This window comes from Candidatus Nitrosocosmicus sp. R, assembly GCF_054408505.1.
Genome location: NZ_CP167090.1, coordinates 3,194,756 through 3,209,394, shown reverse-complemented (window position 1 = coordinate 3,209,394; position 14,639 = coordinate 3,194,756). Strand labels below are relative to the sequence as shown.

Sequence of the window (14,639 nt, the reverse complement as noted above, 5' to 3'; positions counted from 1 at the left end):
TGATCGAATCTCCCTCATCATTTTCATGTTAACTAGTTTAATGACATCGATTAGTTGTTTCATCGAAAAGTAGTTACTTTGTTATAGTTACTAATTTTTCCATTCACATTCTAACTCCTGTGCGACTTGCATAGTACAAGTCAAAATAGATTTTTATTCAGTATAATATTAACCTTAGGTTATGAATAATTTTAATCAGGAAGAGATATTGGGTAAGAAATATTTCAAGTTATGCCCCATCTTTTACTACGATCTATCCAATTTCTTGATCCGAAATTAAAAATATCACTGAATAATAGGATTGGTTTGTTAAAAAACGTGTCATTTAACAAGATGCTCTTGGTTTGAACATTATTTGGTTGTATGCTGAACGATATCCACTTCTCAGAATCCTTAGAAATTGATTATTGGACATCAACGTTGATTCGCTGGTTGATGTCGTATTCACCAATTCTTTGAACGGTTATTTTTATATTCCATTTCCCTTCTTGACTAAGATAATTTCCAGTAGAGGAATAATTTCCCACTCCTACTTTCTTCATAGTATCAACCAGTGGCCCCAAGTTCTTATCAGGATTATTGAATTCTAAAAACACATTCCTAATATTTTCAACCGCGGTACCATTTACATGATAGATGTGAAGATCAAAGGTATTTGAACCCACTTTAAAAGGAGCAATATTAAAATTTAGAACTACATTGTCAGTGGTTGTAACATTAGTAGAATAATCGGGTGATATATTTGATATATTATCTGATGGTTGTTGGGTTCTACTGTTGTTATCTTTAACTGAAAAGACATATGAGCCTTTTGTAATATGCCCGTCGTCTTTAGACAATACAAGCCAATTGACGGTGTAAACGCCCGGGATAACTTTAGATGAGTCTAAAGTAACAGAAAGTGACTTATTTGAATCAGATGCCCTTAAATCGTTGTTATCGATTCTTTCATTATTAGAATTCATTATTTTGATACTACTTGCTCTTGGCTCTGGATTTTCTGTAAATGCGATAGTTACTTGGTCAGGTACTGATTTTGGAGAATTGATTATTTCATTGGGTTCAGGCAAATAAGTTACAGGACTTGCGTGACCGAATACGGGTAATAATGATACAGTTGTCAAAATCGATATACCAGTTCCTACTATAGAAACCACAGCAACAAACAAAATTGCTGAAAAATTCATAAACTATATTTACAATTAAGATATAATATGATTATTGTACAAATGTCGAAGTCGCTAACGCATATGGTTTCAAAATCAATAGCTGAATTATGAGTTTTCATTAGACATAAGATCGTGATTATACATTTTGCATCAGAAATTGGAGTTAATCTATACGTTCGAAGATTGTACAACAATTGTTATAATAAACTTTAGACATAAACTCTTTATGAATAAAAATCATCTGATTCTTTTGGGAGCTGTAATAGCAGTCTCGATGTTAGCAGCTCCTGTGTTGCAAATGTCATATGCTCACCAAAGAGCCCTTTTTAACATAAACGGGAAAGATTACTTGTTTGTTATTGGTTCTGCAAATGAACCATTATATGTAGATGATAAAACTGCAGCTACACTTGATGGATACTGGCCAAATGCTTCAGATCCAACCAATAGTAGAGCAAACGGGACCCAACCAATTACTGGACTAGAAAACATGTTAAAGGTGGAAATATTAGCCGGTGACAAGAACATGACATCTAATTTGGATCCTGCATTTGGTGAAGTAGGAAAATATGAATCAGAGACATTTTATCCAACAGTTGCAACAACATTTGACTATAGAATTTATGGAAACATCAATGGAACGAACTTTGATGTAACGTTCTCATGTCAACCAGCAGGAGGAGAACCTGCATCTTCTGATAACTCTACAGTCGATATTTCCGAAAATGTGGTAAGAAAGGCACTGCAAGGAGGTTTTGGATGTCCTGAAGATAGAATAGGATTCCCCGAACCCTATATTTCACAATATGATCTAAGCCAACAACTAAATAGGACCTCTACTTAATTTTTTATTTATTTTTATAAATATTGTAATACATATTATGTTTTTGCATGATATTTGTTTTTATTCTCTTATTAGATACATCATTTGACCTCTTAACTAATATTCCAAATTTCCATTGCTCAGTAAGGATCTTATCACCATTGCCTCCTCAAAATCGATAACGTCCATAAACAATGCAATAGCTAATGCGGTATCGATTGTATCCTAGGTAGCCGTCACATGATTAACCTGCAACAAAATATTTTATAAACCTCTAAACTATTTGAGGAGTAAATCCTGAAGAGAAAATGGAAGATGAGAAATAATTGTCATTTTCCAAGCTCAAATCATTCTTAAAGCTAATCACATTATCCGCGACAGCAATTACAGTTGCATCTATATTATAGTTATTTTCTCAAAGTATCCAAATTATTAGTCCGAGACAAGAACTGCAATTATGATAAGTAGATTTAACTCTTGATTAACGATTTAGGATTATAGAAATTATAGATCAAATATTCAATATTGATAGGAGAAAGGAACGGCTGGTGGTGTTTTTGGTAATGGAGAGATGAGATATAAAAATACATAAAAATATTAACGTATAGTCCAATACGATTCAGAAAGGCGTTTAATTTGATCCAGATAGATGAAGATAGAATTTTTGATATCATTAGAGAGAGAAAACCTCGTTCCGTAGCTCTGAATGGTCCTGAACCCCTATTACCAAAAATTCAAAAAGTTTCTGAAAAAATTGAAATTGAATTCAACATAATATCTTATATACTAGGAGATAAGAGCTGGGGTTCTTGTGATCTTAACACACATGCTGCAGAGATGCTGGGTGCAGACATATTATTTAACGTAGGGCATACTATAACTATAGAAAATTTTGGAGAGAAAGTATTCATGATAAATGCTTTTGATACCATAGGGTTTGATAATGTTGCACTAAAATGCGCAACGGAATTAAAGGGGCGATTTAAGACCATATCATTAGTTACAGACAGTCAGCACTTGCATCAACTTGACATGGTCAAAAAGATTTTTGAGGATAACGGTTTTGTCGTGGTAAAAGGGAAAGGCAAAGGACAATTGAATGATGCACAAGTCTTTGGTTGTGAATTTCATCCACTACACAACATCAAAAGTGAAATTGATGCTTTTATTTTTCTTGGTCAAAGTAGATTCCATTCGATAGGGATAGCCCTTTCCACAGAAAAACCAACATTTATGCTAGATCCATATTTTGAGGAATTTTTGCAAATCAATAACGAAGCAGAAGTTGTCAAGAAGAGAGCAATACTCTCTGTGTACAAGGCACTCGATGCAAGAACATTAGGGATAATAATAGGATTAAAAGAAGGGCAATTTGCAAATATTAAAGCTTTAGAATTTAAGAAAGAGCTAAGTAAATTAGGAATTAATGTACAACTTATAGCTTTGACCGAGATTTCAAATGAGAAGTTAGAAAACTTTAGAGAAATTGATGCTTTTATTCAAGTAGCATGTCCACGATTAGGAACTGATAATTATTTTTCCAAACCAGTACTATCAGTTCCACAAGGATTAGCTTTGATAAAGTTATTAAAGAAAGAACCCATCGAAGAATTTTTCAAAATTCAGCATTGGTTATAGGATAAGTCTGGATAACACCACAATTCCGAATCATTTGATATTAAACTTGTGGTATATATTAGATATACAATACAATTCTTCTGCATGAGTGACATTTTATTGAGATTACCAATCAATCTCCTAATCAATGGTTTAATAAAAAAATAAACAATAACATAAGCAGCATTGTTTGGTTTTTCAAACAATAATTATTATCCCGAATAATTGTTGCAGTAGAATTTGTAAAGATTATATTTAATCATCTGCTATCATAAGCAAATTTATGGTAGTTATATCAAAAAGGCTTTCCCTGATAATATTTTTTATTGCAGGATTCATTTTTATTGGGATAGGTATTGTTTCAATTATTGATTCGAACATCCCTAGGTATGTAGAAATTACTGAGATGATAAAACCAAATCAATCTGGAATATTCACTCCAGATATGAATTCGGGTAACATCGCAAATATTTATGTTAATGGATCTGAATCTACAGTACTAATGATAGACCCCAACAATAAATTGATAATGAATAAAACTGGAAATACGGGGGTAATGAATGAAACTGTTACATCAGAAGTAAATGGTAAGTACAAAATTCAGGTTATTAATGAAGGAGAAAATACATTGAATTTGAATTTAGGGGCATTTTCGAAGGCCAGTCCACTTGCGTTTAGTGGCCAAATGATGTTGATCATAACAGGTGTTGTAATATTAGGATTAGGAATCAGAACCAGAAGGCAGTCATAACTACCTCATTTCGTCTTTCTTATACGAACCTAATAACTTAAAGAATATAGTAGCAGACTTGACAGATAAAAGAGAGGCAGAAATTTTATCATCATTAACGTTTCCCTCTAAATCTACAAAAAAATAATACTCCCAAGGTATATTTTTCGTAGGTCTTGATTCAATTCTTGTTAAATTAATGTTTCTTAATGCAAACTCTTGGAGTATAGAATATAATGATCCAGGAGCATGAGGGATAGAAAAAATAACTGATATCTTATTGTCATCGGCTTTCATATCATAACTTTTGGAAATTATTAAAAATCTGGTAAAATTATTAGAATTATCCTCGATATCTTCTTCTACAACCTTCATGTCATAGATTTGGGCGGCATGTTTGCTAGCTATCGCCGCTGCGCTAGTATTATGAGTTTCTTTAATAAATTTAACAGATCCTGCAGTATCGTACATAGGGATTGATTCTAAGTGTTTCTTTTGGATATACTTTCTACACTGAGCTAACGCCTGTGGATGAGAGTAGACAACAGAAATTTCGTCTAGAGACGAATTCTTATCGATGATTAAACAATGATGTATTTTTTGATATATTTCCCCGATAGCGTAAAGAGGTTTTTCAACTAGTAAGTCATAAGTTTCATTTATACTTCCTTCTGTAGAATTTTCAATAGGAACTACTGCCAGATCCACGACAGAATTTTCAACACCATCAAACAATTCACGAAATGATCTAAATGGAATGAATGAATAACTTGGATCAGGGTATTGAATACGGGCAGAAGCTTCACTGTAGGATCCAGACTCTCCTTGAAAACCTACCTTGAAGGCATTCATGTCATGGGAAATTGTTTATCATATAAAACTGTAAAGGATTCTTTTCCATAGTCAATTGAAACTTTCCTGTCTTCAAAGTTACCACAGGAATTGCATTTCAATCCTCCTGGTACTTTGACAAACTCATTTCCACAAGAAAAGCAGATTGTATACACAACTCCCAAGTCTCTGTCCTCTAACGTCAAATGAATTGAAGAATTTAATAAGCTAAATACTCTTCCTCTTATAATATCACCTACCTTAAAAACAAATTTACCTTTATAACTTCTCTCACGCCAGCCTGAACCATAGTTTCCACCCGAATTAGACATACGAGTGGAAGCTATCGCAGAAAAACCAGATTTGGAATATTTTTCATTGATATAAACTATCCTTACCGATATCATATTTCCAAATAGCATATCGATATATCCAACAACAATATCACCAATCTTAGGTATCATAGGGGGATTTTTTTGTTTGACACTTAATATACGATCGATCATATTAGCGCTAGATTTTCCAATAACAGAAGATCTAACCTCACCCTCATCTAAATAGGTGTTTTTACCCGAGTCAAATTCCTCAATTATAGCTAACGATTTTCCAGGAATAATATGATCAATTTCATGAGTTTTATTCAAATCAAATCAAACGATATTTGTATTCTAATAGTTATAATTGTTACATTAACTCAGATATCTAGTGGATCATTTCGAACATTTCTATTGCTTGTCTAGTTTCTTTGACATTATGAGTCCGTATCAGAGAGGCGCCATTCATCACGCTATATATCTCGGCAATAATTGAAGGAATCAGTCTATCTTCCACAGCTAAACCAAATAAAGATCCTATAAACGATTTTCTGGAAATTGAAACACATATTGGTTTTTTCAAAGACGTTAGCAGTTTAATGTTAGCAATTATATCAATATCACGTACGTACCAATTCATTCCCAGAGTTTTGGAATAAAATGGATTGAATCCTTCTTTTCTAAAAAAACCAATCGAAGGATCGATGATCAGTTTATCATCGTCGATTTTACATTTCTTGGCAATTCTAATACTTTCGGCTAATAAAGAACTAGTATCTTGTATATCTCCATCACCAAAAAGATTTTCTCTATCTGACAAGTAAGCGCCAAGGATTACAGGAAGATCTTGTTCGGAAGCCAAATTAGGCATTTTTTTATCATATTTTAAACCAGTAACGTCGTTAATTGCATTCACCTCTAATTTCAATAAGGATCGGATTACGTCGGATCTAACTGTATCAACAGATATAGGAATATTGCTAATTTGTCTAATAGCTGAGATAGCATTGTGCAATCGTTTTGATTCGAGATCCTCCGGAATCAGTGTTTTTAAGTATGGAGCCGTTGACATACCACCAACATCAACTATATCAACTCCATTATCCTGCATTCTAAGGATTGTATCTTGAATCTCGTCTTCTTGATGTTTGATCGAGTGTTTGTAAAATGATTCGGGACTCACATTAATGATACCCATAATCCGAGTCTTTCCATCTGGAGTGACTGAAATATTACCGATAATTGTCAACAAATACAATTAGATTTTTTTATTTTAAAAACATTCAGATGGATCTATTAAACTACTGAATGATTATCAAATATGGACCAAGTATCACAAATTTCAGAGAATTTTTTGAAAGACTAGCAATGGTTTAGAAATGAAAATGAAAAGAATTCTCCATAATACGGTTAACTATTGCTATTAATTAATTAATTATGGTTCTTGATCTTGGTTTTTTATTCTCGTTATTTTCGTATACTGGTTGTTAATGCTGGACTAGTTTACTTTGAAAAGATTTGAAAAGAAACCACTAATCGACGGCATTATTTTTTCCATGATTAAATTATCAAAATCATCTGTATGTGGATCTAATGTAAAGATCAAGAGATATTCTAATCTATTTTTTTGATTTGTAATTGGTATCGTAACCCGCAAAATTTTTTCATAAAGAGAGCAGGTATAATTTAGTTTTCCAAGTATATCTTGCCACCTAAGCCTCGTATATTGTCTGGTAGAAGCAGTGATAGCATATTGCTCAGTTTCTTCATCGCTTAAAAGTGGAATTATTCCTTTACGTTCTGCAGTAGTAATAATTATTCCATGCTTGTCAGCAACCCCAATGAATCGTATTCTCGAATCGATTTGCACAATTTCATTGCAAAGGTTTTTGAAATCGGTAACATATTTTTCCATGATTTATTATTATTGGTGTTTAAACAATGTATTATTTTAATTTTTTTCATATAGTAGTTGTCCCTTTAATTCAATTCTTGTTATCCTTGACGCAGGGATTGTTTGAAAATTTTCAGATATTAAGATGAATTCTGACAAGTCGATTAGTTTATAATTTTCGTAATCCCTATATGTTACAAGATACGAGGATGCATCATCTGCATAGAGTGCTTTACTGATAATTTCTTCTAATTTCCCCTTCTTAGCCATTAATTATATTTATTTACATGTCATATATACGCCATCAAACGGTCTTTTCACCTGATCTGTATAGAGGACACAGATGTATGAATACGATATACAGATACGGTACGTTTTAATAACCTGTCCTATGATTAGCTCTTATCAAATCTACGTTATTCTATTTAATAGGATGAAAGTAGGATCAATAAATCAATGATTCATAAAGGAAGATAGACAGTTCTGAAATTAACAATAACATATCTATTTCAATAACAAATTTTCAAAAGATTTAATATTGAACTTAGAAATAATGTAATAGGCAAGCTTAGTATGACTCACTGTATAGCAATACATTCCTATAAGGGAGGCACTGGTAAGACCACAATAGCTGCTAATACCGCAGCATTACTTGTAAAAATGGGGAAAAAGGTTGCCATACTAGATTTAGATGTCTATGCACCCAGCTTACATAATTATTTTAAGATAAATCCAAAAAAATGGATAAACGACTTTTTGGATAATAATGCAGATATTTATGAATCGATAATTGATATGACTGAAATTCTTTTCAAAGATGACCAAAAGCAGGACAATTTTACAGGGAGACTCTATACGGGATTCTCTAATCCTAGCAGAGATGCAATATTTAAATTTGAAATGGGTAATGGAACAGATTATTGGAAAAAACAGTTTAGGAAATTAGTTTTTCTTAGAGAACAAATTATTACAAAGCTTGATACAGATTATATCATTATTGATACGAGTCCAGGAATAAGACATTGGTCCATTAATGCCCTATCAATAGCTGATAAATTAATACTTACTATGAAAATGGATGATTTGGACATTGAAGGAACTAAAAAACTACTGTTTGAAATTTATACAACATTTGTACGATTTGGTGCTATTTCTTATATATTGCTAAATAGGATATCAGGATATTGTATTCCGACTACCACACTCGATTCAAATATCGAAGAAAACCAAGATCATAAGAAAGTTTTGGAAGAACTTCATGCTGTTACTGGTGCAAACTCTCTTTCCCCCCTGCCATGTTATTGCGACATACAATTTAGTCCTAGAGAGTTTTTGACAGTAATTAACAATCCAAATCATCCATTTTCTTTAAAATTAAGAAGCATCATAAGCGAAATGACAAATAATACGCAGAATAACAAATATTAATTTTAAATTAGAGAGCATATCAGTAGAGTTACGATAGAATGAGCAAGAAGAAAAAGAATTCAGACGTTGATAGTAACAAGAATAATGCTCCTAACAAGGATGATAATAACGATAGTAGTTATTTTGCAAGAGGTCGTAAGAAAAGAAAACAATATTTGAAAATAATAGTTCCTGTTGTTGTCGGGATAGCAGCTCTTGCAATTGTGTTAGCAATATTTTTTCCCAGTGAAAATGTAGCAGCCAAATATGGTGCTCTAGGATCAGCACATGAACATGCAGCATTATTGATTAACCTAAATGGTACAAACTTGGATCTAGCACAACAAAAATACATGGTGAGGTCTAACTATATTCACGTAGAAACATACAATGGCACACTGGATGGAACAACAATCCATAAACACTCTTCTAATGTTCCAATTAGTGAATTCCTCAAAAGTATTAGAATGGACGCTTCCAATGGGTGTTTCATTACAGATAGTAACCAGCGCTTTTGCGATAACGACCAATATAAACTAAAATTCTATGTTAATGGTAATCAAACTAACGACATAATGAGCTATGTAAATAACGATGACGACAGAATATTGATAACATATGGAAAGGAAAATACAACTGAGATAGATAGACAACTACAAGAATTAAACAATCTTCCAATTAATAAAAAATAATTATCTCCATTTTTTATTAGAACATTTAGCTTATTCATAGGAAGGTAAAACGTCAGTTATCATATTAATTCAATTCAACTGGAAGTGTAGGATTATTACCCCATTCTCCCCAGGAACCCAGGTACATTCTTACTTTGGGATATCCAAGTTGTTTAAGAGCAAGATAAGTATTTGCAGCTCGGTAACCACCTTGACAATACGTTATAACTTCTGTTTCCTTTGATATAAAGGAATATAACCTCGCCAAAGCGTCAAATTTTAAGAATTTCTCATTGCTAAGATTGTTTGACCACTCAACATTAACGGATTTAGGTATATGCCCCCGGTGAAAAGCACGGGCAATAGAGCCGTTGTACTCAGCCTGGGAACGACAGTCAATAATTGCCACATCCGGTGAATTTTTATCTACACAGTTTTTCATATATTCCAAATCAGCTAATATCGCCCTATTCGTATAAAAATTGAATGCGGAATGTGAATATTGGTTTGTCTTCATTTCAACTGGATATTTAAGTTTTGACCAGTTTTCAAACCCACCATCTAACATAAATGAATTAAGATGAGAGAAATAATTCAATAGCCAAACACCCCGAGAAGCGGTAGGACCTGAAACATTATCATAAAAAATAACCCTATTTGAGGGATTAATACCTAGATAATTTAATAGTAAACCCATTTGTTTTTCAAATTGCAAAATTCCCATTGTAGAAGTATCAAACCAATGGAAATGCATCAAATCGATATTAATGGCACCAGGGATATGACCCTTAGCATACTCAGCAAATGATCGGGTATCAACAAGTATCAAATCAGAGTGTTGACCCCGGATTAAATCAAGTAAAAATTCACCATTTATAACGATGTTCAAGGACCAAAGTATACGTAATCTTATAGATAATGCTTTCTAGAAGCCCAAAGATAAATTTGAAAAAGTTTTTAATAAAAAGTACTAGAATACATAACGGGCAAGAAATGGCAAGAAAAGCGGCAAAGACAAAATCAGAGGAGAATGGTCTTCCCGAATGGGCTGACAATGAACTGAAAAATGCAAATTTTCAAATACTAGACACGATTAATAGAACAGGTTATTTTCTAGACATCAATGAACAAACCAAAAAAGCAGATATCCAGCTCTACGAATCACTACCCGACGGTAGAACAATAATTGAAGAAATCGATTTAGTAGATGATTTGAAGGTTTCAGAACTTATGAAAGGTTTCGTATATGAGTATAAAATCAAAATATCAAAAGCCAAACTAAGTGATCAATTATGTGAATTATTAAAAACCAAGTATCAAATTGATATGGATGAGATTTTTAAATTTGATTTGGAGAGTGCACAAATGATGGATGTAGAATCAGATTTTGATCCAAATAAGAAGGACAAGGATGAAGATGAAGAGGAATAATAAATTCAGTTCAGCTAAGATTTTTACGAAATTGGCGCTCAATAATTGAATCAATTATCGCAGAAAACCAATCTTTGAACGGTACGGATAATCCAGCTATTTGGGGTACAAAAATTTGAAAAGAATCGGATGTAAGCGAGTTTAATACCGCCTTGGAAACAGTTTCCGGATTTAACATATATTTCATCGGAGTTTTATTATTAAAATATTCATTATTAAAAAAATTAGTCTTTACACCTATTGGACTTATAACAGATATCTTTACACTTGTTTTTCTTAATTCCCGACGTAAGGACTCAGAAAAACCCAACATGGCAAATTTTGATCCACAGTATGCGGCCATCCCAGGTATACCAAAACTGGCAGCTAAGGAGGCAATATTAATTATATGACCACTATTTCTCCTAATCATTGAATCAAGAAAAATTTTTGTAAAATAAATCATGCCAAAATAGTTTGTGAAACTGACTTTTTCGATTTCCTCAATGGATGTTTTTTCAACCGTCCCAAATATGCCAATCCCTGCATTATTGATTAAAACATCTACGTATCCATATCGTTCGAGGATCAGATCACCAATGCGCTTAACTTCTTCTTTTTTGGACACATCACAACTCAGCGGTAGTATTTCAAAGTCCCTTTCCTTCATTGATATAACAGAATCATTCAGTCTATCAATATTTCTGGCAATTAGAATCAAGGATTTCAAACCAAATTGTGAAAAATCACTTGCAATGCATCTACCTATTCCGCTTGATGCACCAGTAATAAGGACTATCTTGTTATTTAGTAGGTCGGTTAAAATTTTCACCATATAAAAAAGAAATAATCATCATTTAAAATGCTATCAATCAGCTCGACTATCAGGTGTAGTGGAAGAGGGTGAGGTAGGTTTTGAATAATTAGTTCCCAATGCTAACCTCATCAATGCAATCCACATTATTACTAAAGGCAAATAGTAAGAAGCAATCCTCCATGCAATTATGACGTTTAGTTGATCGATATCATTTACTATGTTACCAATTTGAGAAACGTTATTTAATTGATTGATATATGCCCATAATCCCCACTCAGCTAAGCCTGAACCTCCTATAGTGATGGGAAGGGTACCCAAAATTGTAGAAGAAGCCGTAGCCATAAATGACAAGAATAGACCTATGTAAATATCTACAGAATGTGTTAAAACTAGAAATGAAAGACCTTGGAAAATAAATGCGACCACTGTAATTGCAATGCCCACGGAAAATATTTTTACAGATTTAAATGAACTAAAGTTTTCTCTGCTCATTATACACAAATCATCCAATGCTTTATTAACAGAATTGATCCCCCGCTGTGCTTTTTGTTCTGAAATAAATTTCATCGCCAATTTTAAAGAAAATGAAGGTAATTGGATATTTTTTTTTGCTGAATATATCAAGATAAAAAACCAAAATCCAAATGTAGGAGCAGAAATCGCAATAATTAACAGACCAATAAACATGGAGCCGTTAGCTATTGCAACAAATCCAGCGATAAAAGCTAAGATTGTACCAACAAATACATCGGCAATAATTTCCATGGTAGTAACCCATGCTGCTCGTCCCGCTGGTACACCACTCTTGGTTAAAAAAGCAATTCGAACTAGCTCACCTCCAATATAAGAAGGAGTAGTTTGAGTTACAAATTCTCCAGCTAACCTGGCAAAAATAATTTTCCAAAATGTACTGACATTCTTTCCAATAAATTTTCGAACAAAGTAATAAAACCTAATTGCTTGAAGAAAAATTCTTATCATTGTTGCAAGAAAGGAAAGCAAAAAAGGGATAACACCTACAGATAAAACATCATTTAGCGAAACAGGAGTAAATAGAAAAATAAGCATTATAGGGATAACACTTACAAGAATGAAAATTATTCGCCAATTCAAGGTATATCAACTAGTTCAAAAGAAGGAATATAATAATCATACAAATATAACAATAAAATTAGAATAGCAATTAAAAATTTTTGAAATGTATACTATATTCGTGACTGGTACGGCCGGTTCAGGGAAAACACTATTGACTTCGAGATTGTTGGAATGGTACCACAACAATGATGTCTCACCAATTTCAATTAATTTGGATCCAGGAGTATCTAGTTTACCGTATGATCCAGATATAGATGTGAGAGAGTTTATTGATTTTTATTCGATAATGGATGATTACAAATTAGGACCAAATGGGTCATTGATACTGGCTAATGACTTGATATCGACAAAAATAGACGAAATCCAAACTCAGGTTCAGGAACTTAATCCCGATTATGTAATAATCGATACTCCCGGACAAATAGAACTGTTTGCTTTTAGGTCTAGTGGTCCTTACTTTGTTTCAAATTTTTATTCAGATTCTAAAGTCACACTATTTACCATAGATGGTACATTAGCAATGTCTCCAATTAGTTTTGTTTCTTTGATGTTTTTGTCACAATCAGTCAGATTACGTCTAAACATTCCACAGATTAACGTCCTAACGAAACGAGATAAAATAATTGAGAAGTTGACAGAAATTCTGAATTGGTCCAACTCCATTACCTCGCTTCAAGACTCCCTAAATCTAGAAAAAGATTCAGAACAATCTTTATTGGGTAAGGACATTATAAAAACACTTTATAAAAGTGGAAATATGTTGAGCCCCATTGCAGTATCTAACTTAACTATGAATGGAATGATAAATTTAACTGCAGCATTATCAAGGATATTAACACAAGGTGAGGAGGAGCAGAAACACGAATGAAAAAAGAAAGGTATGAAATTGTAGCTGATTATCTAGAATGCACTGCTACTGCATCCGCGTCAACTGCAAATTTGGGTCCCGGATATGATGTATTTGGGTTGGGCCTGGATGTACTACAGGATACAGTATCCATCAAAATAGAAAGAAAAACAATAGCAAACAAAAACAATGTAAAAATAATAATGAAGGGCGATATGGGCAAGAGTATTCCAAATGATCTTGACTCCAATTCTGCAGGCAAGGTAGCAAAAAAAATTATATCAGATTATGATTTATATAATTACAACTGTTTAATAGAAATTAGAAAAAACATTCCACCAGGGTATGGGATGGGAAGTAGTGGCGCATCAGCGGTAGCAACTGCAGTTTCACTAAATGCATTATTTGGCCTGAATATGGATGATACCAAATTACTAGATTATTCCGCCGAAGGCGAACTCGCAAGTGCGGGTGTAAAGCACTTCGATAATGTCGCAGGCTCGTTTTTCGGAAATTTTGTAATCGTTAAGACTAATCCAAAATTAGAATTTATCAGGATAGAATCGCCAAATAATCTATCTATGGTTATATGCGTACCACTTATTCAAGTTCCTAAAATGAAGACAGAGTTTTCAAGAAAAGTTATTCCTCAACAAGTACCTTTAGAAAAAATGGTTCATAATGTAGCTAATGCATGTTCCGTAGTTGCAGGCTTTTATCGCAAGGATGTAGAAATGATTTGTAATGGTATAAATGATTGTATCATAGAACCCGCCAGAAAGAAATTGATCCCAGGATATGATAAAATAAAAGAAAGGTCCTTAGATGAGGGAGCAATGGCTTTTACCATTAGTGGAGCCGGTCCTTCTACGGTAGCTTTTTTAGATTCAAACAAAAAGGGGCTGCGCATATCAGAAGTCATGGAAGAGGAATATGATAAAATAAATATCAAATGTAAAACATTTATATCTAAATCCGGTAATGGATCAAGAATAATTTCGTTGAAATGAAAAT

Annotated in this window: 17 protein-coding genes; 8 read left to right on the top strand and 9 right to left on the bottom strand. The window is 33.0% G+C overall.

The window, feature by feature from the left end; translation table 11 throughout:
- Positions 1-404: 404 nt before the first annotated feature.
- A complete protein-coding gene (locus AAGU22_RS16645; protein WP_458720208.1) occupies positions 405-1,187 on the bottom strand; it encodes a copper resistance CopC family protein in 783 nt (260 codons plus the stop codon).
- Between the two features lie 208 nt (positions 1,188-1,395).
- Between AAGU22_RS16645 and AAGU22_RS16640 the strand changes: the two genes are divergently transcribed.
- The 3 genes from AAGU22_RS16640 (at position 1,396) to AAGU22_RS16630 (ending at position 4,360) form a co-directional block, all read left to right on the top strand.
- Positions 1,396-2,013 (top strand): hypothetical protein, encoded by a 618-nt coding sequence (locus tag AAGU22_RS16640; protein ID WP_458720207.1) that lies wholly within the window; start codon positions 1,396-1,398, stop codon positions 2,011-2,013.
- A gap of 615 nt (positions 2,014-2,628) precedes the next feature.
- Complete coding sequence (gene dph2, locus AAGU22_RS16635) at positions 2,629-3,630, top strand: diphthamide biosynthesis enzyme Dph2 (RefSeq protein WP_458720206.1); 1,002 nt, start codon at positions 2,629-2,631, stop codon at positions 3,628-3,630.
- Between the two features lie 262 nt (positions 3,631-3,892).
- Positions 3,893-4,360 carry a hypothetical protein gene (locus tag AAGU22_RS16630; RefSeq protein WP_458720205.1) on the top strand — a complete coding sequence of 156 codons (468 nt, stop codon included), beginning with the start codon at positions 3,893-3,895 and terminating at the stop codon, positions 4,358-4,360.
- Here the strand turns inward: AAGU22_RS16630 and pheA are convergent, their stop codons facing one another.
- The 5 genes from pheA to AAGU22_RS16605 form a co-directional block, all read right to left on the bottom strand.
- Positions 4,361-5,191 (bottom strand): prephenate dehydratase, encoded by an 831-nt coding sequence (pheA, locus tag AAGU22_RS16625; protein WP_458720204.1) that lies wholly within the window; start codon positions 5,189-5,191, stop codon positions 4,361-4,363.
- The gene (locus tag AAGU22_RS16620; RefSeq protein ID WP_458720203.1) at positions 5,188-5,814 is read right to left on the bottom strand and encodes an exosome complex RNA-binding protein Csl4; all 627 of its coding nucleotides are present in this window, start codon (positions 5,812-5,814) and stop codon (positions 5,188-5,190) included. Before AAGU22_RS16620 ends, pheA begins: the two co-directional genes overlap by 4 nt.
- Before the next feature lie 58 nt (positions 5,815-5,872).
- On the bottom strand, positions 5,873-6,682 hold the full coding sequence (gene folP, locus AAGU22_RS16615; protein WP_458720202.1) for a dihydropteroate synthase: 810 nt from the start codon (positions 6,680-6,682) through the stop codon (positions 5,873-5,875).
- Between the two features lie 300 nt (positions 6,683-6,982).
- Complete coding sequence (locus AAGU22_RS16610) at positions 6,983-7,399, bottom strand: hypothetical protein (RefSeq protein ID WP_458720201.1); 417 nt, start codon at positions 7,397-7,399, stop codon at positions 6,983-6,985.
- A gap of 36 nt (positions 7,400-7,435) precedes the next feature.
- Positions 7,436-7,648, bottom strand: coding sequence for a DUF504 domain-containing protein (locus AAGU22_RS16605; RefSeq protein WP_458720200.1), 213 nt, complete (start codon positions 7,646-7,648; stop codon positions 7,436-7,438).
- A 303-nt stretch (positions 7,649-7,951) separates the two neighbouring features.
- Between AAGU22_RS16605 and AAGU22_RS16600 the strand changes: the two genes are divergently transcribed.
- Both AAGU22_RS16600 and AAGU22_RS16595 read left to right on the top strand, forming a co-directional pair.
- The gene (locus tag AAGU22_RS16600) at positions 7,952-8,806 is read left to right on the top strand and encodes a ParA family protein (RefSeq protein ID WP_458720199.1); all 855 of its coding nucleotides are present in this window, start codon (positions 7,952-7,954) and stop codon (positions 8,804-8,806) included.
- Between the two features lie 38 nt (positions 8,807-8,844).
- A complete protein-coding gene (locus AAGU22_RS16595) occupies positions 8,845-9,477 on the top strand; it encodes a hypothetical protein (RefSeq protein ID WP_458720198.1) in 633 nt (210 codons plus the stop codon).
- A gap of 64 nt (positions 9,478-9,541) precedes the next feature.
- Here the strand turns inward: AAGU22_RS16595 and AAGU22_RS16590 are convergent, their stop codons facing one another.
- Positions 9,542-10,345, bottom strand: a complete 804-nt coding sequence (locus AAGU22_RS16590; RefSeq protein WP_458720197.1) for a sulfurtransferase — start codon at positions 10,343-10,345, stop codon at positions 9,542-9,544.
- Between the two features lie 104 nt (positions 10,346-10,449).
- On the opposite strand from AAGU22_RS16590, the gene AAGU22_RS16585 reads away from it, so the two are divergent.
- On the top strand, positions 10,450-10,887 hold the full coding sequence (locus AAGU22_RS16585; RefSeq protein ID WP_458720196.1) for a hypothetical protein: 438 nt from the start codon (positions 10,450-10,452) through the stop codon (positions 10,885-10,887).
- Positions 10,888-10,897: 10 nt separating this feature from the next.
- Here the strand turns inward: AAGU22_RS16585 and AAGU22_RS16580 are convergent, their stop codons facing one another.
- Together AAGU22_RS16580 and AAGU22_RS16575 are read right to left on the bottom strand one after the other, a co-directional pair.
- Positions 10,898-11,701 carry an SDR family NAD(P)-dependent oxidoreductase gene (locus tag AAGU22_RS16580; RefSeq protein ID WP_458720195.1) on the bottom strand — a complete coding sequence of 268 codons (804 nt, stop codon included), beginning with the start codon at positions 11,699-11,701 and terminating at the stop codon, positions 10,898-10,900.
- A 33-nt stretch (positions 11,702-11,734) separates the two neighbouring features.
- A complete protein-coding gene (locus tag AAGU22_RS16575; RefSeq protein WP_458720194.1) occupies positions 11,735-12,796 on the bottom strand; it encodes a lysylphosphatidylglycerol synthase transmembrane domain-containing protein in 1,062 nt (353 codons plus the stop codon).
- Positions 12,797-12,881: 85 nt separating this feature from the next.
- Here AAGU22_RS16575 and AAGU22_RS16570 point away from each other — a divergent pair, with 85 nt between their 5' ends.
- The gene (locus AAGU22_RS16570) at positions 12,882-13,646 is read left to right on the top strand and encodes an ATP/GTP-binding protein (RefSeq protein WP_458720193.1); all 765 of its coding nucleotides are present in this window, start codon (positions 12,882-12,884) and stop codon (positions 13,644-13,646) included.
- Positions 13,643-14,635: a homoserine kinase gene (locus AAGU22_RS16565; RefSeq protein WP_458720192.1), complete on the top strand. Its 993-nt coding sequence runs from the start codon at positions 13,643-13,645 to the stop codon at positions 14,633-14,635. Before AAGU22_RS16570 ends, AAGU22_RS16565 begins: the two co-directional genes overlap by 4 nt.
- The last annotated feature ends 4 nt before the right edge of the window (positions 14,636-14,639 follow it).